The organism is Marinomonas posidonica IVIA-Po-181, assembly GCF_000214215.1.
In the GTDB taxonomy this organism is placed as follows: Bacteria; Pseudomonadota; Gammaproteobacteria; order Pseudomonadales; family Marinomonadaceae; genus Marinomonas; species Marinomonas posidonica.
On sequence record NC_015559.1, the window covers coordinates 2,216,611 to 2,238,034 of the forward strand.

Genomic DNA, 21,424 nt, shown 5'->3' on the forward strand with positions numbered 1-21,424 from the left:
TAAAATAGAATGACAAAAAAACTGGTGACGATTGCTCGAACACCAGTTTTTTTTGTTTCTAATAGAAGATTCTAACCATCAACGTTAATGACGTATTCTTGGTCATTAAAGATAACCGTTACAGAGTCATTCGATGTAACCGAACCATCTTGGTTTGAATCAAAACTAGAATCATCCCCAAATTTTGCTACGTCATTACCGTCTATTTTCACTGCGCCGTCTTCAACACTAACATGCTGATTCAAGAAGTCAGAGATAACATCCGTATCGGCATCGCTATTTGGAGCGTCATTCAGTCCATCTAGAATATCGGTAAGATCTAACGAATCTTCCGCTGCGTTGAAGTCTGTAATGAGGTCATTATGCCCAGAGTTCCAGCCATTTGCTTGACCATGATCTGTCAAGATAAAGACATCATCACCCTCACCTCCCGTTAGCGTATCAACAGCCCAGTCTTCTCCGGTTGTTAAGCCACCTAATAGATAGTCATCACCGTCACCACCGATCAAGGTATCTCTGTGGCCACCGCCAACAAGTACATCATCTCCAGCACCACCGTCAATAGTATCTTTAGAAGACCAGCTATCTTGTCCATACCCTGCAAGCACCTCATCGTCATCCGTACCTTGTAGAGAACCATGCTTACTTTGAACACGATCAACGTCACCAATTTCATTAGCACGTTCTTCCAGTGAATCGACATCCGTTCCATCAACAACATTAGAAGCATCATCAGTGTCACCATCTGAATCAGTATCTGTTGTCACTAACGAAGATGACGTATGAGACGTAGGATAAGCGTCACTGCCTAAGTATTCGAAGTTTCCAGACTCATCAGCTAACTCAACCGTTAATGTGTATGCACCACCCTGATCCCAGTACACAATCTCAACATCATGACTACCACTGCCATCAATACTGAACGTTGCATAACGAGATTTAGCTCCTTGGTTGCCATCGTACTCTGCGACCACTTCACCATCAATTTTGATTTGATAGCCATCGTCCGCAGTGACTTTCATGGTGTACGTTCCAGCGTCTAGAGATACCGAACCAGTCATTTTAACAACGGCGTCACCGGTATGCTGCTGATTGTTATAGGTCAACGAACTTGAGTCGTCCCCAATCCAATCCTCTAAATTACCCCATGCGCCCAGATCTCTATTACTCTCAGTATAATTTACCTCAGTAGCAATAAAGGTGGCATTGGGTTCGGTTGCATCAGAAATAATACCTAACGCATCCGATACTCTGTCAGTATTACCGTAGTCTCCATATCCTGAGTAGTTATAGAACTCAGCTGATAGCCCTGAACTGGTACTCGTGACTACTTCAGATCCGGTGACCGTGATTTCCAACGTATTGGTTGTTGTGTCACCATCGGCATCAACCACATTGTAATGATAGGAAATGGTTGTCGTCTCACCAGACTCTAGAGATGATGTTAGCGTTTCACTAGGCGTATAGATATAAGTACCATCTGCGTTTACAACCAAGGTACCGTTTGTATCTTCTGTCGTTGCAGCAGCTACCGCGCCAGCGTCCGCGCCAGCATCAAGAGCAAGCGTTCCGGTCAATACATCACTACTATCAGTAACAGACGCTACAGCCACATTGGCGACCACAGAAACGGTTTGATTGGCATTTTCAGCCGTGGACAAACTTGTCACAATATTACCAGACGAGTCTTTGAACCCACTTAATGAAACATTATAGGTAACGCCATTCACTTCAACTTGCGTTGAAGGCAAAGTTCCCATCACAACCGTATCATCACCTGATCCATAGCTATTAAGCGTTTCTGTATGATCCAACTCAACATCCAAAGTGACTGACTTAGTTTCACCGTCAATAACCACATTAAACGTGTACGACAGAGTAGTACTATCAAGCGTTTGGTAATTCGAATTAATCATCTCATTGGTATGAGTAAAGCTGCCAATAGTGAACCCTTCGCCAACTGAAAGCCCTTGTTGATTAGAAGAGTCAACTAACGTATAGCTACTTGCCTCACCATTGTTACCAGCGTCATTCCACTCAACAAGATCAACCAAACTGTCACTGTCAGTATTTGTTTCAGTGGTATTTGAATAGCGATTATTTGTATAGCTACTGGATTGCAATCCACCTTCAATAGATGAAACCGCAAAGCTCGATGCAGCTGTTGTGCTACCCAAATCGAGAGAAGCCGTGGTTGTAACTGCGTCCGGAGAATCATCTTCAATGTTTACAGTAACATTTTCAGTCGTCGTTTCTGTTCCATCAGATACTTGAATACCGAACTGAATGCTTTCAACGTCCTCTGATGAGGCATCTGAATGATCCAGAGGTCCAGATAAGGTAACTGTGTAGCTACCAGATCCATTTGCTACGTCTCCTAGAGAAACCGTCAGTATTGTTTCGCCATTTGCAGAACCAACTAGGTCACCATCCTCATTCGTGCTCCACTCGATGGCTTCGCCATTTGATGTGTATGATCCCGTTGGAGCCACTAGTGAAACAGTCAACGAATCGCCATCTTCATCAGCAACCGTAAAGTTTCCTGTCGCTGTTACAGAGTTCGTTGAATCAGAATTACCTGACGTATCAGCATTACCATCTATTAACCCTTCTTCGGAAACCGCGACAGAATCTGCTCCGCTCTCCAACTCGATAGTTGGAGCATCGTTGCCAACAGATACGGTTACAGCCTCAGTCGTCACGGCACTGGAACCACCTTCTGAGCTTGTTACAGTAACCCTAATATCGAAGTCAGTAGAAACACTATCTTCAACAGCAACATTAAGGCCACTTAGCTGACTTTCCTGCAAGGTATAACGACCATCTTGATTAGGATCGATAGTATCGCCATTTTGATCCTGTAGCGTCACACCATCAGGTAGTGAAGCAATGCTGTATGTTAATGCCTCACTGCCGTCTGCATCTGTTTGAGTGGCTGAAATAGTAAGTGGGTATAACGTATCGCTACTCGACGTCAATGTCGCTTGGATATTAGAAACATCCACTTCTTCATCTGACCCTGTGCTGTCAACATTAAATTCAATAGCGACTTTGCCGTCACTGTCCAATTGAACCGTGTAGGTATTACTTTGTGACTGACTGTTGCCGCTACTCTGTCTATAGGTAAAGCTTTCTAACAACTCACCGTTTGAAGAAACTTCATAACTATCAGCATACGAACCGCTAGAATCCCAGCTACCAGAAATGACAGAGTCAAAAGACAGGGTAACTGTCTTACCGGCATTCTCGCTGCCGAAGTCAAACGTTCTCGTTTCAACGTCTTCGTTACTCGTATTTTTACCTAAGTCACTGACATTGTTCGCATCTAACCTTGTATCCGATGAGCCACCAGAGGTTGCTTCACCCAACGTGACAGTGACATCAGGGGCGTCAGCTACGGGTGTTACAGTCAAATCAAGCGTCGACTCTGAGCCCGTATTTGTTGTATAGGTCACTTGTGGAACCGATCCAGACCAATCTTCAACTGGAGTGAACTCGTACGCCCCACTTGCCTCAATTGTTAGAGCGCCAACACCCGCAATAGTGATCGTTGAGCCAACGGATGCATTTTGCCCATTAACAGAGAAGGATTCGACTTCCAGTACAGAATCTTCATCAGAGTCATTCGCTAGCAATCCATTCGCGCTTGATACTGTCATACTCGTATCTTCTTGCGCAGAGTTGGAATCAGCCGTTAATACAGACGCATCATCAACAAACGTAGTCTCTGGTGTTGCTGTCGCTGTCTTCTGGGTATCTGAACCACTTGTGGTTAAGCTGATCTCTGGAAGCTCGTTTCCTGCATCTAGATATGCTTCACCCGCTGTAGTAAGAACAACGTTTGTACCATCAATCGCATAGTAGCCATCAGCGTTTGTACCTGGAGTAAAGTCAACTGCTACCGTGTCATCAGCATCGGATACAGTGAAAGTCGCTACCGTGTCGCCTTCTACGCTTGTATCTTCCAAAACGCTTAAAGGTGTCAAAGTTAAGGACGTACTATCATCTGTACCATTAATCGTAATAACAATATCTTGAGTCGTACCATCATCTGCACTAACCCTAATAGTATCCGTTACAGACACTCCACCCTGAAGGCTATCAGCTTTAGACTCATCTAAAGTGTATGTCCAAGTACCATCGACAAGCGATAAACTACCATATTCACCAGCAACCGTAGTGTCTTCAAAGACAGGGTTATCATTAGCATCTACATCGGAAATTGAAAGTGTACCTGTGACTGTATTTGGACTATCGCCAATGTTTCCTTCATCAAGAGTGCCAGAGAAATCACCACTAACAACAGCGCCATCTTCCAAACCATTAATCGTCACTGTCACTGGCTGCGATGTACCATCACTTGCTACAAGAATAAAGGCATCTTCAGCTGTTTGACCTTCATCTAAGAACTGGGTTTTTGATGTATCTAACTCATAAGTCCACTGCCCACTTGTCAGGGTTAAAGTGCCATAAGTACCTTCAAGTACAGCATCTTCAAAAACTGGAGAATCATTCTGATCGACATCAGAGATTGTTAAACTTTGAGTAATTGGAATGAACCAATCTTCTTGAATTGATAATGTTGCTGTCGTATTAACCACAGCTTCATCATTTGAACCAGTAATAGTGACACTGACTTCTTCAGAGTTTCCATCCGTTGTGTAAACCGTAAAGGTTTCAACTTTAGTTTCATCTTCACCTAAAAATTGAACCGCTTCATTGCTTACTGAATAAGACCAATTTCCACTTGAATCTATGGTCAACTCACCCAAGTTGCCCTCAGCAGAAGAAACACTATCCGTTTCAAAGACAGGGGCATCATTATCAACATCCTCTACGGTCAATGAACCAGAAGTATTAAGCGTAATTAAATCAGACCCATCATAGTCCTCATACACTTGCCCAGATACATCTCCAGATATTACAGAGACATCATCTGTGCCGTCGATCGTGATGGTCACAGATTGTTCAGTACCATCTGCAGAACTAACTGTGAAAACCTCTTCAATCTGATCATCCACATTCAATTCATCAAATGCACTGTTCGCAACAAACGTCCAAACACCAGCCGCCGTAATGCTCAAGCTGCCGTTTTCACCCACAATCGTAGCTGGAGTAAATGTGTTATTGGCATTATCTACATCCGTAGCCGTCAACGTGCCAGTTATTGATAAGGCTTCATCGGTTTCAAGACCGGAACCAGATACATCACCACCAATCACAGCAGCATCATTCACCGCCTCTACGCTCACGGTCACGTCCGCAGTATCGGTCGCTGTGCCATCGCTGATTTCGTAGCTGATGGTCGCTTCGCCGTTGAAGTTCTCAGCCGGTGTGAACTCAAGTTTGCCGTCCACGATCGCCACCGTACCTTGCTCTTCTGGTACCGAAGCATCCGTAATGGTCAACGTATCGCCATCCACATCGCTGTCGTTCGCCAACACATCGATGGTGATCACGCCACCGTCTTCTGTGCCTGTTGCTGTGTCGTCTACTGCAACTGGGCCGTCGTTCACCGCCTCTACGCTCACGGTCACGTCCGCAGTATCGGTCGCTGTGCCATCGCTGATTTCGTAGCTGATGGTCGCTTCGCCGTTGAAGTTCTCAGCCGGTGTGAACTCAAGTTTGCCGTCCACGATCGCCACCGTACCTTGCTCTTCTGGTACCGAAGCATCCGTAATGGTCAACGTATCGCCATCCACATCGCTGTCGTTCGCCAACACATCGATGGTGATCACCGTATCTTCATCTGTGGTCGCAGTGTCGGCTTCAGCAACTGGCGCATCGTTTGTGCCGGTCACGGTAATCGTTAAGGTCGTTGTGTCGGTCGCATTTTGGTCGTCGGTCACGGTCACTGGGATGGTGATGGTCTGTGTTTCACCTGCTTCCAAGCTGTCGTAAGACGACGCATCGAAGCTGTAAGAACCGTCCGCATTCAGCGTCAAGCCTTCAACATCGGATTCGGTGCTGAACACCAAGCTCGCATCGTCAGCCAGATCCACATCGCTGGCACTGATGGTGCCGGTGATGCTCGCGTCTTCTGCCACCGCACCTGTTGCGGCTTCAGCAACTGGCGCATCGTTTGTGCCGGTCACGGTAATCGTTAAGGTCGTTGTGTCGGTCGCATTTTGGTCGTCGGTCACGGTCACTGGGATGGTGATGGTCTGTGTTTCACCTGCTTCCAAGCTGTCGTAAGACGACGCATCGAAGCTGTAAGAACCGTCCGCATTCAGCGTCAAGCCTTCAACATCGGATTCGGTGCTGAACACCAAGCTCGCATCGTCAGCCAGATCCACATCGCTGGCACTGATGGTGCCGGTGATGCTCGCGTCTTCTGCCACCGCACCTGTTGCGGCTTCAGCAACTGGCGCATCGTTTGTGCCGGTCACGGTGATGGTGATCTCTTGCTCTGTACCATCCTCTGAAGTCACGACAAAAACTTCTTGTTTTATCTCGCCATCGCTTAGTTCATCAAACGCACTGTTCGCAACAAACGTCCAAACACCAGCCGCCGTAATACTCAAGCTGCCGTTTTCGCCCTCAATCGTAGTGGCGGTAAACGCATTGTTCTCATTATCGGCATCCGTAGCCGTCAACGTACCAGTCCATGATAAGGCTTCATCGGTTTCAAGACCGGAACCAGACACATCACCACCAATCACAGCAGCATCATTCACCGCCTCTACGGTCACAGTCACATCGGCTGTATCCGTTGTGGTGCCATCGCTGATTTCGTAGCTGATGGTCGCTTCGCCGTTGAAGTTCTCAGCCGGTGTGAACTCAAGTTTGCCGTCCACGATCGCCACCGTACCTTGCTCTTCTGGTACCGAAGCATCCGTAATGGTCAACGTATCGCCATCCACATCGCTGTCATTCGCCAACACATCGATGGTGATCACGCCACCGTCTTCTGTGCCTGTTGCTGTGTCGTCTACTGCAACTGGGCCGTCGTTTGTTCCAAACACATTGATGGTTAACGTCGTGCTCGCTGTCGCACCTTGGTCGTCGGTCACCGTGATAGGAACCGTAATGGTCTGAGTTTCACCAGAAGTTAAATCACTGTAGAAAGAAGCATCAAAGCTATAGGAACCGTCTGTGTTAAGCGTTAAGCCTAATATTGATTCTTCTGTGGTAAAAGCTAATGTCGCATCCGCTGGAAGATCGATATCTGTCGCACTAATACTACCGCTAAGTACCGTATTCTCAATCACAAAGCCCGTTGCCGCTTGAGCAATTGGCGCATCATTCGTTCCTGTCACAGTAATCACTAATGTGCCAGAACCTGCTGCTCCTTGGTCATCTGTGGCGGTAATACTGATTGATATTTCTTGCTCTTCTCCAACACTTAAAGAATCATAAGATGACGCATCAAAGGTATAACTGCCATCACTATTCAGCGTTAAACCCGTTGCAGTAGATGTGGTTGTAAATGTTAAAGAGCTACCTGAAGGCAAGTCTACATCTGTCGCTTGCAATGTACCGCTTAGAGTAAGATCTTCGGTTACAGATCCAGTTTGATTTTCAACAACGGGAGCTTGATTTTCAGCACTAGCACTTGAAGTGCTCGCTTGAGAGTCAGCGCTAGCGCTTGAAGTGGTTGTTTGAGAATCAGCCGCTTCACTCGCTTGATTCTGCTGGAACGCACTGCCACTGTCTGTATCATAACCGTAACTAGGAAGAGTCAAAGACTCGTCTCCAAAGCCTGGTAAGGCACTGTTGTCGATTCGTTCAATATCGACATCAACACGATTCTCCTCAGTCAGCGTTTCGCCAGCCGCAGGCGCATCTTGAATTAATGTTGGGTCATCACCAGATAAAATAGCTTGTTGAAGGGCATCCACATCACTGGACGAATCGGCCACCAGTTCATCATTGTCACCTGGGTTGTAAACTTCATCATTGATTTCAACATTCGCATCATTACCAATCACCACTTCAGTGCCATCAACAAAAGCAATGGTGATACTAGCATTGTGACTTGTACGTACGACTTCACCATAGAATACTGGGTCACCAACCTTAACCACTCGTTCTTGACCATCAATGGATTCAACCACCGCCGAACCGCTTAATTTGGTAATAATGCCGACTTGTTCGCCTAATGTTGCAAATGATACTTGGTTGTCGCTCATGTGGTGTCTCCGGTAAATGACGGATTAAATTGATGATTGACTACAAGATAAAGTAGATGTAAAAACCTTGCTATTGTACCTTGGTACAGTCCGACCAAGCTCTTTGTGTATTTATGTTAAGCCCTGTAACGGAAGCATCATAAATAAGGCTTATTATTGCCTTAAATAGTCTAACTCTTTATAATTCCGGCAATTTCAGGCGTTTGTACTATCAACCATTTTTCCATGGTGTATCTGAGCCTTTTCTAGACTCTAATAGTGCCCCCACAATACAACCCGCAAGTTGTTTGTTGAGCTCCAGCGCCTCTCTTGTAGCAATTTTTCATTGCGACTTTATACACACAGAAGGTAATACATGATCGATTCGATAAAACGAGACTGGTTCTCAAATATAAAAGGCGACTCCCTCGCCGGTACTGTTGTTGCACTGGCGCTCATCCCTGAAGCCATTGCATTTTCTATTATTGCTGGGGTCGATCCAAAAGTCGGCCTATATGCGTCATTCTGTATCGCCGTTGTTATTTCTTTTTTCGGTGGCCGTCCAGGTATGATTTCAGCCGCTACGGGTGCCATGGCTCTCCTTATGGTTACCTTAGTAAAAGATCATGGTTTGCAATACCTTTTGGCTGCCACCTTACTAACGGGTGTGTTTCAAATTATCGCCGGTTACCTCAAGCTAGGCAGCCTAATGCGGTTCGTTTCTCGGTCCGTTGTTACAGGCTTCGTTAACGCCTTAGCCATTTTAATCTTTATGGCACAGTTACCCGAACTAACCAATGTCACTTGGCATGTATATGCCATGACAGCGGTTGGTTTAGGCATCATCTATCTGTTCCCACTACTGCCTATTATTGGTAAAGCGATTCCTTCACCTTTGGTCTGTATTGTTCTGTTGACTGCTTTTGCGATGACCTATGGACTCGACATTCGTACTGTCGGAGACATGGGTGAACTACCAGATACGCTGCCAATATTCTTATGGCCTGATGTGCCTTTAAACTTTGAAACCCTTTGGATCATTTTACCTTACTCCTTAGGTTTGGCTGTAGTCGGTTTACTTGAGTCTATGATGACCGCTACGATCGTCGATGAATTTACAGATACTAACAGCGATAAAAACCGTGAATGTAAAGGTCAAGGTGTTGCCAACATCACTTCCGGTTTGCTTGGTGGTATGGCAGGTTGTGCCATGATTGGTCAATCTGTTATCAACGTAAAATCCGGTGGTCGCGGTCGATTATCAACCTTCATTGCCGGCTTTTTGCTACTCATCATGGTCGTCTTCTTAGACGATCTAATTGGTCAAATTCCAATGGCAGCACTGGTTGCTGTGATGATTATGGTATCGATTGGCACTTTCTCTTGGGAATCCGTGATTAACCTGAAAAAACACCCTCTATCAACTAACATTGTTATGTTAGCCACCGTATCCATCGTGGTTTACACACATAACTTAGCGTTGGGCGTGTTTGTCGGTGTATTGTTAGCGGCCATGTTTTTTGCCAACAAAATTGGTCACTTCATGGCGGTTACAAATGAGCCAGGTAACACAACGGGGCACAGAAAATACAAAGTCATTGGACAAGTCTTTTTTGCGTCTTCAGATCAATTTACCGCCTCTTTTGATTTTAAAGAAGCCGTAGAAAAGGTTACGATTGATTTGTCAGATGCCCATTTTTGGGACATTACATCTGTATCAGCCCTAGATAAGGTTGTGATCAAGTTCCGTCGTGAAGGCGCTGACGTTGAATTAATCGGCATGAATCAAGCCAGTGCGACGGTCGTTGATAAATTTGGTGTTCATAATAACCCTGAAGAAGTTGAGAAATTGATGGGCGGACATTAAAACCATTAGAATAAAAAAAGGAGTGCAACCATGACAAACGTAATTGCCTGTATTGATGGTTCTTCATTATCAGAATACGTCACCTCCGCTTCGGTGTGGGCGGCGAAACAATTATCCTGTCCACTGATCTTGTTGCACTCTTTGGAAAAAGATGAGAGCCGAACGGAAGAAGATCTGTCCGGCTCTATTGGTTTTGGCAGCCGCGAACATTTGCTTGATGAGCTGGTCGAACTCGATGCAAAACGCGCCAAGTTAGCACTTGAGCATGGCAAAATGATTTTGGACAATGCCAAATCTTATGCTTTAGCAGCCGGAGCCAAGCAAGTATCTCAACTTCAACGGCATGGTGATCTTGTTGAAAGTTTGGCCGAGCTGGAAGAAGATACTCGCTTGATCGTACTCGGACGCTTAGGCGACCACCACACAATGAATGCCCATACCATTGGCTCTCATATTGAACGAGTGGCACGCAGCCAACATCGCCCCATCCTCATTAGCATTGGGGATTTCACACCACCCAAAAACTTCATGATTGCCTATGATGGACGCGAGGCCGCGGATAACGCCATTGCAAGAATTGCAAAAAGCCCTCTACTATTGAGTCTCAAATGCCATTTAGTCATGGCTGGAGATGACACTCCCGAGCGTAAAGAAAAGTTAGAAGACGCCCAAGCCATGCTAGAACAGGAAGGCTTTCAGGTAACCGCCAGCATTCAACCAGGTAAAATTTACCCAGTGCTCACACAATACCGTGACGATCATAATATTGAGTTAATGGTGATGGGGGCCTATGCACATTCCAAGGTCCGCCAATTTTTTGTCGGCAGCAACACCAGCAAAATGATCATTGAAAGTAGTATTCCATTGCTCATTCTGCGTTAGTCTTGTTCATGTCAATAAAAAGGCCGAGTTAGCAAGAATACTGACTCGGCCTTTTTCATTCTTCAATACAGTTTAATCAATTGCTTTAATGTGGAAAGTGCCTACTTGAGCCTCGGTGACTTCAACGCGAGTTCCCACTTCAATCGTATCCTGACTAACTAAGTGCCAACTCACACCAGAATATTGATGAGTAGGCGACTCAGTCGGCGACACCCTATCCTTCAGAATGAATTGGTGACCAACTAAATCGCCTTGTGCTTTTTTACCACTCACATTCGCTTGCATCGATTTTAGCGGACGCCAAAGCACTAAAGCCGCGATCAGGGTCAGGACTCCTGTACTCATCAAAGCACTTAAAGTGGTATTGGGAACAATATCCGCATACAAAAGCACACTGGTTAGCACAGCTCCAAGCCCGGCAAAAAATAAGAAAAAGGTTGTAAAGCCTAACACCACGACTTCAATCACCAATAAGATTAAACCCGCAACCAAAAGGCTCTGAGCAAGGTTTTCGGTGAAAAAGTTCATCTAACCACCTTTATTCATTTGCTGGATAATAGTGGTCGCCTGCGCCACCAAAGAAGATGCTTCGGTCGCACCATCTGGCAACAAGACAACAGACGATTCTTTTGCAATGGCACGCTTAGCGTCAATGGCTTTAGTTGCTAGATCAAGCTGAATGGCTTTTTGACCTTCCTCTGTGGCCGCTGCTTCACCTACTTTCCGTAATGCTTCTGCTTGAGCTTGAGCGACTGCCACAATGGCTTTCGCCTCCCCTTCTGCACGCAACACTTGCTCTTCCTTATCCGCTTCAGCCGCGAGAACCACGGATGCCTTTTCACCTTCTGCACGGTTGATGGCCGCCTGACGATCACCCTCTGACTCAAGAATCTGCGCACGTTTCACACGCTCTGCCTTCATCTGAGCCTCCATCGCCTCCATAACAGAGTGAGGTGGTATAATGTCTTTAATTTCATAACGTAAGACCTGAATACCCCATGGCCCGGCCGCTTCATTGATTGCCGATACAATGTTGGTATTCAATTGATCTCGCTCTTCAAAGGTTTTATCCAGCTCCATTTTCCCTAACTCAGAACGCATGGTGGTTTGCGCTAACTGAGTGACAGCGAACACATAATTATCAACACCATAGGTCGCTTTGTATGGATCTAATACTCGAAAATAAAGCACACCATCAACATGAAGTGAGATATTGTCTTTAGTGATCGCGCTCTGTTCTGGCACATCAACAGCTTGCTCTTTTAAAGAACGGTCTGACGCAACACGATCAATGAAAGGTAAGATAAAATTCAAGCCCGCTTCTTTTGTTGATTGATATTTACCAAAACGCTCAATCAGAAAAGCTCGGTTTTGAGGCACAAACTTAATTGAACTCTTTAACAGGAATACCGCTAAGATCAGTACCAGTACTTGCACGCTTAATAGATAGTGAAGTATTACTTCCATTCGTTTAAATCCTTATGTTTAAAAAAGCCATTACAGGCCGTTTGTACTATTGCATTTCAAGGTTTAATTTTACTTTGCAACATCATCTAATGAAAAAATAAGATTGGCGTCTCAGCAAAGGATAAGCAAGCAGATACATTAAGTTCAACACGCCTCCCTATTGACCTTGTTTCACCAATCAGAACCGTGATCAGAATGATCGCTGACTTCAATCGAAGGAAAAAGGTCTAACATGACGGTTTGCCGAGCATCATTTCCGACGTCAAAACGTTTAATCGTATCGACCCCCTCCACAAAGCGCTCATTCCAAATAGAAACACTGTCACCCGCCTCTACTGGTAAGGTCACCCAGCCCTGCTCATTGGTTTTAACGGCATATTCGTTATCCGCAACAAAGATATAACCAATCATATCATCGTGAATATTACAGCCTAAAATCACTAATCCTGGCTTATCAAACTGAATAGGGGCAATGTCGGAGCCTTTATACAGCTTAATCTCAAAACTTTTCGGCTCTGAAAAACTGTATACATGATGTCGAATGTCATCACTGTTGGGGAATCGAACAAACTGCCCCTTTTGGACAACCAACACTCTAGGCACAAAGGACTCATCAATCTGATCCATCACGGCACTGTCAGCTGGACTGCTAACCGCTTTGTCCGTCACAAACACCACTGCATCGGTGACAGGTTGTTGATCTTGATCCAAAACTTGCATTGCAATTTCGGCCGACGCCGTTTGTAACCACAAACTGCACAGTCCAACCAATAGATATCGCATGACTTCCCCTTTTGCTTCAAGCTAGATAGGTATAGAGTATTCGCCTCCAGAAAGAAAGATTCGCTCTTCTGACGCTCTTTATATCGACAGTCTACGACAGTATTAAAAAGTAATCATCCAATTAACAAGACTAGGACAAGACAGTGCGTGATTCCATTGAAATCCTCTCTTATCAAGGCACAGAAAAAGCACACCTTCACTCACACACTCAAATTGTTTTGCCTCTTTCTGGTCAGTTAGAACTGGAAGTGGAAGGTCAACAGCAAGCCGTCGAGTTCGGCCAAGCTTGTCTCATTTCATCGCAACAGGCACACACTCATCAAGCAGAACAAGATAATCGTTGCCTAGTATTGAATGCACTGCCTATTTGGAATCAAGACTTGGTAAGCCAAGAAACCTTCATCCAATTAACCCCACAGGCCCAAGCCTATTTGCCTTTTTTGTCCACTCTGTCAGCGGATCCAAACTCGTTCAAGCAACAACAAGCCTTGTCCATGCTCGAATACTTGTTACCTTTACCTAAAGAGTCCTTGTTACAGGCTAACATGAGGCTATACAAAGCCAGGCAGTTAATCGATCAGGAGTTTGCTAATGGCTTAATCATCAAAGAAATCGCGCAACAGGTGCATTTAAGCAGCAGTCAATTAACGCTTCTGTTTAAGCAGCACTTTGGTATAACACCAAAGCAGTATCTTCTTAAAAAACAACTGACGGCCGCAAAACATTGGCTTTCTACCTCTCAAAACAGTCTAGAAGACATTGCAGAGAAAGTAGGATTGAGCAACGCCAGTGCCCTCATCAGACTTTTTCATCAACATGAAAATATGACGCCAGGCCGCTTCCGCTCTACTCTTGATGATGAATCTCAAAAGCAATTTCCCAATTACGAATAAAGCGCTGCTGTTTGGCATAATCCCGCCCAACTAACAGCTGCTGATCCAGTTCTATAATGCCTGTCGGTCCAGGCGCATTGACCACAAACGGGTCTTCTGCATTATTAACATCCGGATGTATTGGGAATAACAGCCCCTGATCTTGCATCATTTTTTGAGCGCGATCGGACAATAAAAAATCAATAAACAAGCCGGCATCCTGTGGATTTGGCGCATTCTTAGGAATTAAAGCCGCGCGCATTAACATCAAGGTAAAATCCTTCGGCAAAATCATTTTAAGGCGATCGTCGTCTTTTGCCCTTTGCGAAGCATATGAGCCAAGCAAGTTATAACCCAACACCAACTTGCCATCAGCCACATCGTCTATGATGTCATGAGTACAACAATAGGTCTGCACATCGTGACTACCAAACGCCTCCAACAAACGCCCCCATGTTAAATCCGCTTGCCGCGCATCTTGGCTCGCTAAAAGATAGCCCACCCCACTTTGACGGATATCATAAGTGCCAATACGTTTCGTCATAGTTGGGCCATGCTGACGTATGGTCTGTAACAAGGATTGTCGATCTTCTGGCAGTGGCCCGGGGAACGCGTTTTTGTTTACCAGCATCACAATCGGCTCTAATGAAAACGCAAAAAGCTGGTCACGCCATTTAAAATCTTGCGGTAGATTGTCCGTTAAACTCGATTGATAAGTTCGAGCGTAACCATCATTGACCAGCTTAAAATGCAGATCCATTGCGCTGCTAATGGCCAAACTGGCCACTGGATTCGATTGCTCTTCAATAGTCAGATAGTAAAGCTCTAAGGTATTTACATCACGATACGCGACTCGAATCTCCGGATACTGGGCAACAAAATCCTGCAAAATGGGCTCAAATGATGTCAAATCCAAAGCCGAATTGATCACCAAGACTCGTGATGCATTCTTTTTTCCAAACCAAACCGTTGGGGATTCGGCCCAAGCCAAGGACAAACTAAAACACATTACAATCGTCAGCCATGCTTTCATCAGATTCGCCCTCCAAAAAAACGCAATTTATCTATATCCACTTGAAAGGTCGTGCCCTTTGGTTGGGTATCGAGAATGTCGATTTGAGCATGATGGTGGTCTAAAATGTCCTTCACCATGGACAAACCAACGCCACTCCCCGCAATGTCATAACGAGCCCGATAAAAACGCTCAAACACGCGTTCTTTTTCTTCTTCGGCAATGCCATCACCATAATCAATTACCTGTATGCGGTAGATCTTCTCTAACGCTTGTACTCTTACAATCACATCCGTTTGCTGCTGTTTTTGATGGCTACTATAACGCACCGCATTCTCAATTAAATTTTGCATCATTTGCTGGATCGAAAAACCATCCCCCAGCACCCAAGCTTCCTGCAGAGAACATTCATAAGATAAACGCACCCCTTGATGCAAAGCCGGTACAGCATGTTCACGACAAGACGCAGTAATCGGCAGCAACAAGTCCATTGGTTCCAATCGGTGAGTTTGCAAACGATGTGACACCACGGCTTGATTCAATAATAAAGTGACAGTCTGACTCAAATAATCACATTGACGAACGATATTCTCTAGTGCCTGGTGATGTTTTTCTGGCGAGGTATTATCACGTGCATTCTCTGCTAACGCTTTCAGACTCGCCAAAGGCGTTCGTAATTGGTGTGCCGCGTCAGCGGTATAATTTTCAAGTTGTTCAAGGTTCTTTTGCAGACGCGCCATAAAGTGATTAATGGCGACTTTTAGATGATGAGTTTCTTTCGGTGTATTGATGGTAATCGGCGTTAAATCCCCTTTCACACGCTCTTCTAGCGCCCACTCAATGCGATGCAAAGGACGCAACACCAAATGGCTGCCAATCATAATCAAGGCAATGGCAACCAATGCAATTAACACCACCACCTCAACCGCACGCTGAGTAATGGAGGAAGCCATTTTTTCCCTAGACAAACGCGTCTGACCTAAAATAATACGGACAGTTTGTGCGCTTTCTGGATTTGTTAGGTGCCGCTCAAGCCAAGCAAATCGAACCAACTCATTGGAATAACTTTGATTATAAAATTGCATTTGATCCAAAACAGGCCGTTTTGGGGGTTGGGAGTCGAGGTTGTCATAGCCGGTAATAAAGCCCTGTTCTCGACTTTCCACCTTATAAAACACCCGATCTTCATCAGCTTGAGCCAGGGTAGCAAAAGCCGACCAAGGAATATCAACACTGACCTGATTGTCTATCAGTGCGATATTTTCATCCATTTGCAACAAGGCACTACGCAACAGTCGATCATAGGATAAATCCGCCAACTGTCGGCTATAATCAAAAATCAAATTAATCGCGATGCCAGCAATAACGCAAATCACAATGACACCGGAGACAATAAAACGAAAGCGTAATGAAGGGGCTTTTTTTAACGCCAGCTTTTCATCATCACTCAGATTTTGTGGGCTGAGTGATTTCTGCCACATAGCCAATTCCCCTTAATGTGCTGATCACCAGATCCCCTTTCAACATTTTTTTACGCAAGCGCCCAACATACAACTCAATGGCATTCGGCCCAGGCGTTTCATTGAAATTAAAAAGGTGATCGGTTATTTCGTCTTTGCTTAATACCCGCCCCAAGTGCCCAAGAAAAATCTCCAGCAAGCGAAATTCGCGATTGGTAATTGCGGTCAATTCCCCTTCAATAAACACCTGTCGACTATCACGATTCACTTGAATATTACCATGTTCCGTGACGTTAGCAGCGTAGCCTTGTTTGCGTCTTAATAAAGCCCTACATCTGGCTTCTAGCTCTCCAAAATCAAAAGGTTTCGTCAGGTAATCATCCGCACCAGCATCCAATAGACGAATGCGGTCTTCAATGTGATCTCGGGCCGTTAAAATCAACACTGGCGTGTCATCATCACGTTGCCGTAATTTTTGCAGCAATTGCAGGCCAGACAAACCAGGCAAATTCAAATCCAGCAAAATCAAGTCCACAGATTGATAACGCAACATTTCGTCTGCCTGTTTGCCATCTGTTATCAAATCAACACCATGGCCAAGAGAGGTTAAACGCTCATTTATGGCTTGGCCCAAAACCTGAGTATCTTCGACTACTAAAATTCTCATAAGGCGCCTGCTAATTCATTATTATTTTTTGGTATAAAGCAAAAAAATTCGAACGGTAAAGACCGTCCGAATTTTTTAGTATCGAGTAATCGCTTTGCTAATTAGCGAGTACTATTTTTTGATCTGGCCATCTTAGCACGGACAATTGGACCGACAACAATAGGTAAAACCAATCCGAGAATCGCCACAGTCCAAAGACCAATACTCAGACCACTATTGAAAAGCACACTCCAGTCACCATCGGATAACACCAATGCGTGGCGTAAGCTTTTTTCCATTTCTGGCCCAAGCAACATCCCCAAAATAATCGGCACTAATGGAATGTCCACCTTACGGAAAATATAACCCGCAACACCAAAGCCCACCATGAAATACAAATCTAAAGCACTGTGACTTACGGAATAAATACCCACCGAAGCAATCAAGGTCACGATCGGCATAAGATATTTAGGCGGAATGCTCAACAGTTTAACGAAGATGCCAACCATAGGAATGTTCAACAAGAGCAATACTAGGTTACCAACAAACATCGCAGCAATCACGCCCCAAACTAGGTCGGCATTTTGTTGGAACAACATAGGACCTGGTGAGATATTCAGTGAAATCAACATCGCCAATAAGACAGCGGTTGTTCCACTTCCTGGCACACCAAGAGTCAACATAGGAACAAGTGCGCCCGATGCTGCACCGTTGTTGCCCGCCTCTGGCGCAGCCACACCACGAGGATCACCATGGCCAAACTCACCTTTGTCCGAGGTACGTTTCTCCAGAGTATAGCTAATAAAACTACCTAGAGAGGCACCAGCGCCTGGCAATACACCAGAAACAAAGCCCAACAAAGCACCACGAATGGACGCTGGCAAGACTTTGATAATGTCTTTCGCCGACAATTTTAACTTATTAATCGCCACTTGTTTCAGACCATCACCGGCATGACGCTCAAGGAAGAACAGCAATTCACTGATGGCAAACAAGCCAACAATAGCGATAATAAAATCCACTCCTTCAAACAGTTCAAGGGTGTTAAAAGTATAACGTTGTACGCCTGTCGAAATATCAATCCCAACCGTCGCAATCATCAAACCAATGGCCGCCGCCATTAGGGTTTTAAATTGGTTTTTACCTGTAATGCCACCAAGGGTCGCAAAGGCTAACGCAAATAAGGCAAAATATTCAGAAGGACCAAATTTCAACGCAAACTTAGCTAAGATCGGTGCTAGAATCACCAAACCTATAGTGGCGATGAAACTCCCTATAAACGAAGCAATGGCCGAAATCGCTAATGCTTCTGCCGCCTTACCTTTCAATGCCATTGGATAACCGTCTAAACAAGTCATCATGGCAGGCTCATCTCCTGGAATGTTCAACAGGATAGAGGAAATACGGCCACCATACATGGCACCCGCATACACTGAGGTCAGTAAGATCAATGACGACGTTGGCGATAAACCCAAGCTAAACGCTAACGGAATCAAAATAGCCACGCCATTGGCTGGACCTAGGCCAGGTAAAGCACCGATAAGCGTCCCTAAAATCGCCCCCACCACGGCAAACATAATACTTTCTGGCGACAGCGCAACGGCAAAGCCTTGCATCAATAAGCTGATCGTATCCATATTAGAACTCCAATAAACCGAGTGGCAGAGCTAACTCAAGCACATGATTAAATAGGAAGAAGATGGCAACAGAACTAATCACGCCAGTCATCACACTCTTCGAAACACTTGCCCCCATGCGCCAGCATAAAAAGCTCACCACCAAAGCGGCAGCCGGCATAAATCCTATTGGTTCAATTGCCCAAGCAAAGGCCAACATCGCCAACACAACAATAGCCAGTTCCACTAACATAGCCGCTGGTGCCCACTTCTCGTCTGGGTCAGGTCGTACCATCATATAAATTGAGCTGATCCCGAGAATAATAGACAGCATGATAGGAAAGGTTTCAGGTCCGACACTTTCATGCCCGCCAAAAGGCATAGGAAATTGCGTCGCTTCCCAGCCGTATGCAACGGCGAGAATCAGCATCAGCATGCCAAACACACGATCATTTATGCGCATGTTTCTGCTCCATGTTAGTTAATTAGTAAAATACAAAAATGAAGTAGGAGGGGTTGCCCCCTCCAAAATAGCAGTGCGTTATTAGCGGATCAAACCAATGTCTTTCGATAGGATTTGGATATCCAAAGTTTGATTTTTAACGAATTGAGTAAACTCTGCACCCGACTTATGAAATGGCATCAAGCCGTTCTTAGTCATGATGTCTTTCCATTCTTGAGTGGTGTACAACTCGTTCATTGTATCTACCCACCAATCATAAGATTCTTGACTCGCTTTACCTGGAACGTAAAAACCACGCCAGTTTGGTGCAACAGAATCAATACCCTGCTCCATCGCCGTTGGAATTTTGTTAAATGGTGCTGGCAAGCGTTGTTCCGATAGCACAGCTAACACACGCAAATCACCTGAGTCCATGAAGCCTTTCACTTCAGAGACATCACCAGTAAAAGCATCTACGTGACCACCAACAACTTGAACCAAGGCTTCAGAACCACCACTGAAAGCTAAGTAGCGAATTTTAGGCAAATTCTCTACCTGCGCTTTTTGCGCTGTTATCAAGACCTTTAAGTGATCCCAACCACCAGAAGCACTACCACCAGCGAATTTCACTGACGTAGGATCTTGCTTTAGGGCTGCAATGAGTTGACTAAGTGAAGTGTATTTGGAGTCTTTACCAACCGCAATGATGCCGTAATCGGCCCCCAATGTACCAACCCATTTCACTTGATCTGAGTTCATGCCAGGGAATTGACCTTGAGCAAGGCGAGTAGTTGTTGCCGTACTTGCCGCCACAATCAAATTGTCGTCTTTAGCACGTTTACTGACCGTGTGTGCAAACGCTACACCACCACCAGCACCTGACATATTGACCGTTTGCACATTACCTTTGATGTAATCCTGATCAACTAGAACTTTACCCACACTACGACAAGTGAAATCCCAACCACCACCAGGGTTAGCTGGCGCGATACATTCTGCACTGCGAGCGGGTTCATAGGCATGAGCCTGTCCAACCATAGAAAGTGCGACCGCACCAGAGACAAGAACAGACTTCAAAGATAGGTGTTTAAGCATGATTTTCTCCTGCTTGTTATTGTTTTTGTTAGCGAGTCAAGTTTCTAAAATAGAATGCTCAGAAAACTTGATGGGCTTCACCTTACCCTTCAAACCTGTCACCACCCTGTCAACGTCCTTTTTTATTTCACTTAATAGGCAAAAAAGGCGTGTTTTTCACAACGCTTTTCCGCGTTTTTGACAATACCCAAATGCTTTAAAGCCCTTAAGCTATAGATAAATTTATTGTTAAGGACCCTTTATGAGCGCTTCAATACCAAGTCACTCCTCACCACAAGCGACCCTCATTGGCAGCATTGCTATTTTGTTGTGGAGTATTTTAGCCCTATTTACCACACAAGCCGGTCTCGTCCCCCCTTTGCTTCTGTTAGCCCTGACATTTGCCGTGGCCACCTTACTGTTTTTCTTGGTCTATCTTAGCAAAGGAGAAATTAAAACCTCCTGGCAAAACACGCCTAACAGCGCTATTGCCATGGGAGGCTTAGGCTTTTTTTGTTACCACTTCTGTTATTTCTATGCTTTTCAACATGCACCACCTGTTGAAGCTGGCCTCATTGCCTATTTATGGCCACTGCTGATCGTCTTAATGGCTGGTATGACAAAGGCTAGTCACTTATCTTGGAGTCACCTCATTGGTGCCATAGTCGCCTTCATCGGGACGGCGATCATGCTGCAGTCAAAAACCTCAGTCGCAAATGATAGTGGCATAGAAATACATTGGACGGGATATGGTGCCGCTTTTGCCTGCGCTTTGCTGTGGTCAAGCTATTCAGTGGCGAATCGACGTTTTCAAGACGTTCCTTCTAGCTCTGTACTTTGGTACTGCCTTATCACCAGCATACTGGCAGGCATCAGTCACTTCGCAATGGAAACAACACCAGACACGTTACCAACCAATGCTTGGATCGCTATTCTTGGCTTAGGGTTAGGGCCAGTTGGGGTGGCGTTCTTTTGTTGGGATTTTGGTGTCAAACGCGGCAATTTATCTTTACTAGGCGTGTTGTCTTATATCGCCCCTGCACTATCCACTGCATGGCTTGGCTTGTTTACTGAAGCTGAGCTGACTCAAGCGCAAATCATCGCCTGCTTGTTGGTTACGTTTGGCGCTTTGTTCGCCAGTGTCATGCCAAATAAAAAGCCAGACACAAAAATGCCCCAAACATAAGGGGGC

Annotated in this window: 14 protein-coding genes; 4 read left to right on the plus strand and 10 right to left on the minus strand. The window is 45.2% G+C overall.

Features of this window, described 5'->3' with window-relative positions; translation table 11 throughout:
- Nucleotides 1-71: 71 nt before the first annotated feature.
- Nucleotides 72-8,132, minus strand: coding sequence for a retention module-containing protein (locus MAR181_RS10410; RefSeq protein ID WP_013796548.1), 8,061 nt, complete (start codon nt 8,130-8,132; stop codon nt 72-74).
- 355 nt (nt 8,133-8,487) lie between these two features.
- Between MAR181_RS10410 and MAR181_RS10415 the strand changes: the two genes are divergently transcribed.
- Nucleotides 8,488-9,978: a SulP family inorganic anion transporter gene (locus MAR181_RS10415; RefSeq protein ID WP_013796549.1), complete on the plus strand. Its 1,491-nt coding sequence runs from the start codon at nt 8,488-8,490 to the stop codon at nt 9,976-9,978.
- A gap of 30 nt (nt 9,979-10,008) precedes the next feature.
- Nucleotides 10,009-10,860: a universal stress protein gene (locus MAR181_RS10420; RefSeq protein WP_013796550.1), complete on the plus strand. Its 852-nt coding sequence runs from the start codon at nt 10,009-10,011 to the stop codon at nt 10,858-10,860.
- 72 nt (nt 10,861-10,932) lie between these two features.
- On the opposite strand, the gene MAR181_RS10425 is transcribed toward MAR181_RS10420, so the two are convergent.
- The 3 genes from MAR181_RS10425 to MAR181_RS10435 form a co-directional block, all read right to left on the minus strand.
- The gene (locus MAR181_RS10425; protein WP_013796551.1) at nt 10,933-11,388 is read right to left on the minus strand and encodes an NfeD family protein; all 456 of its coding nucleotides are present in this window, start codon (nt 11,386-11,388) and stop codon (nt 10,933-10,935) included.
- Entirely contained in the window at nt 11,389-12,327 is a 939-nt protein-coding gene (locus tag MAR181_RS10430; protein WP_013796552.1) for an SPFH domain-containing protein, read from the minus strand.
- A 171-nt stretch (nt 12,328-12,498) separates the two neighbouring features.
- Nucleotides 12,499-13,110 carry a methylamine utilization protein gene (locus MAR181_RS10435; RefSeq protein ID WP_013796553.1) on the minus strand — a complete coding sequence of 204 codons (612 nt, stop codon included), beginning with the start codon at nt 13,108-13,110 and terminating at the stop codon, nt 12,499-12,501.
- 143 nt (nt 13,111-13,253) lie between these two features.
- Between MAR181_RS10435 and MAR181_RS10440 the strand changes: the two genes are divergently transcribed.
- Complete coding sequence (locus MAR181_RS10440; protein ID WP_013796554.1) at nt 13,254-14,003, plus strand: helix-turn-helix transcriptional regulator; 750 nt, start codon at nt 13,254-13,256, stop codon at nt 14,001-14,003.
- On the opposite strand, the gene MAR181_RS10445 is transcribed toward MAR181_RS10440, so the two are convergent.
- The 6 genes from MAR181_RS10445 to MAR181_RS10470 form a co-directional block, all read right to left on the minus strand.
- On the minus strand, nt 13,957-15,015 hold the full coding sequence (locus MAR181_RS10445) for an ABC transporter substrate-binding protein (protein WP_013796555.1): 1,059 nt from the start codon (nt 15,013-15,015) through the stop codon (nt 13,957-13,959). The genes MAR181_RS10440 and MAR181_RS10445 overlap by 47 nt on opposite strands.
- Nucleotides 15,015-16,475 (minus strand): sensor histidine kinase, encoded by a 1,461-nt coding sequence (locus tag MAR181_RS10450; RefSeq protein ID WP_013796556.1) that lies wholly within the window; start codon nt 16,473-16,475, stop codon nt 15,015-15,017. Before MAR181_RS10450 ends, MAR181_RS10445 begins: the two co-directional genes overlap by 1 nt.
- On the minus strand, nt 16,438-17,121 hold the full coding sequence (locus MAR181_RS10455; RefSeq protein ID WP_013796557.1) for a response regulator transcription factor: 684 nt from the start codon (nt 17,119-17,121) through the stop codon (nt 16,438-16,440). Before MAR181_RS10455 ends, MAR181_RS10450 begins: the two co-directional genes overlap by 38 nt.
- A gap of 101 nt (nt 17,122-17,222) precedes the next feature.
- The gene (locus MAR181_RS10460) at nt 17,223-18,737 is read right to left on the minus strand and encodes a tripartite tricarboxylate transporter permease (RefSeq protein WP_013796558.1); all 1,515 of its coding nucleotides are present in this window, start codon (nt 18,735-18,737) and stop codon (nt 17,223-17,225) included.
- Nucleotide 18,738: 1 nt separating this feature from the next.
- Nucleotides 18,739-19,179, minus strand: a complete 441-nt coding sequence (locus MAR181_RS10465; RefSeq protein WP_013796559.1) for a tripartite tricarboxylate transporter TctB family protein — start codon at nt 19,177-19,179, stop codon at nt 18,739-18,741.
- Nucleotides 19,180-19,260: 81 nt separating this feature from the next.
- The gene (locus tag MAR181_RS10470) at nt 19,261-20,253 is read right to left on the minus strand and encodes a Bug family tripartite tricarboxylate transporter substrate binding protein (RefSeq protein WP_013796560.1); all 993 of its coding nucleotides are present in this window, start codon (nt 20,251-20,253) and stop codon (nt 19,261-19,263) included.
- 241 nt (nt 20,254-20,494) lie between these two features.
- Between MAR181_RS10470 and yddG the strand changes: the two genes are divergently transcribed.
- The gene (gene yddG / locus MAR181_RS10480) at nt 20,495-21,418 is read left to right on the plus strand and encodes an aromatic amino acid exporter YddG (protein WP_013796561.1); all 924 of its coding nucleotides are present in this window, start codon (nt 20,495-20,497) and stop codon (nt 21,416-21,418) included.
- Nucleotides 21,419-21,424: the final 6 nt, after the last annotated feature.

Excerpts from the sequence above, each read along its gene's own strand:
- MAR181_RS10410 (WP_013796548.1), bottom strand. The coding sequence starts at position 8,132 with ATGAGCGACAACCAAGTATCATTTGCAACATTAGGCGAACAAGTCGGC.
- MAR181_RS10415 (WP_013796549.1), top strand. The coding sequence starts at position 8,488 with ATGATCGATTCGATAAAACGAGACTGGTTCTCAAATATAAAAGGCGAC.
- MAR181_RS10420 (WP_013796550.1), top strand. The coding sequence starts at position 10,009 with ATGACAAACGTAATTGCCTGTATTGATGGTTCTTCATTATCAGAATAC.
- MAR181_RS10425 (WP_013796551.1), bottom strand. The coding sequence starts at position 11,388 with ATGAACTTTTTCACCGAAAACCTTGCTCAGAGCCTTTTGGTTGCGGGT.
- MAR181_RS10430 (WP_013796552.1), bottom strand. The coding sequence starts at position 12,327 with ATGGAAGTAATACTTCACTATCTATTAAGCGTGCAAGTACTGGTACTG.
- MAR181_RS10435 (WP_013796553.1), bottom strand. The coding sequence starts at position 13,110 with ATGCGATATCTATTGGTTGGACTGTGCAGTTTGTGGTTACAAACGGCG.
- MAR181_RS10445 (WP_013796555.1), bottom strand. The coding sequence starts at position 15,015 with ATGAAAGCATGGCTGACGATTGTAATGTGTTTTAGTTTGTCCTTGGCT.
- MAR181_RS10450 (WP_013796556.1), bottom strand. The coding sequence starts at position 16,475 with ATGTGGCAGAAATCACTCAGCCCACAAAATCTGAGTGATGATGAAAAG.
- MAR181_RS10455 (WP_013796557.1), bottom strand. The coding sequence starts at position 17,121 with ATGAGAATTTTAGTAGTCGAAGATACTCAGGTTTTGGGCCAAGCCATA.
- MAR181_RS10460 (WP_013796558.1), bottom strand. The coding sequence starts at position 18,737 with ATGGATACGATCAGCTTATTGATGCAAGGCTTTGCCGTTGCGCTGTCG.
- MAR181_RS10465 (WP_013796559.1), bottom strand. The coding sequence starts at position 19,179 with ATGCGCATAAATGATCGTGTGTTTGGCATGCTGATGCTGATTCTCGCC.
- MAR181_RS10470 (WP_013796560.1), bottom strand. The coding sequence starts at position 20,253 with ATGCTTAAACACCTATCTTTGAAGTCTGTTCTTGTCTCTGGTGCGGTC.
- yddG (WP_013796561.1), top strand. The coding sequence starts at position 20,495 with ATGAGCGCTTCAATACCAAGTCACTCCTCACCACAAGCGACCCTCATT.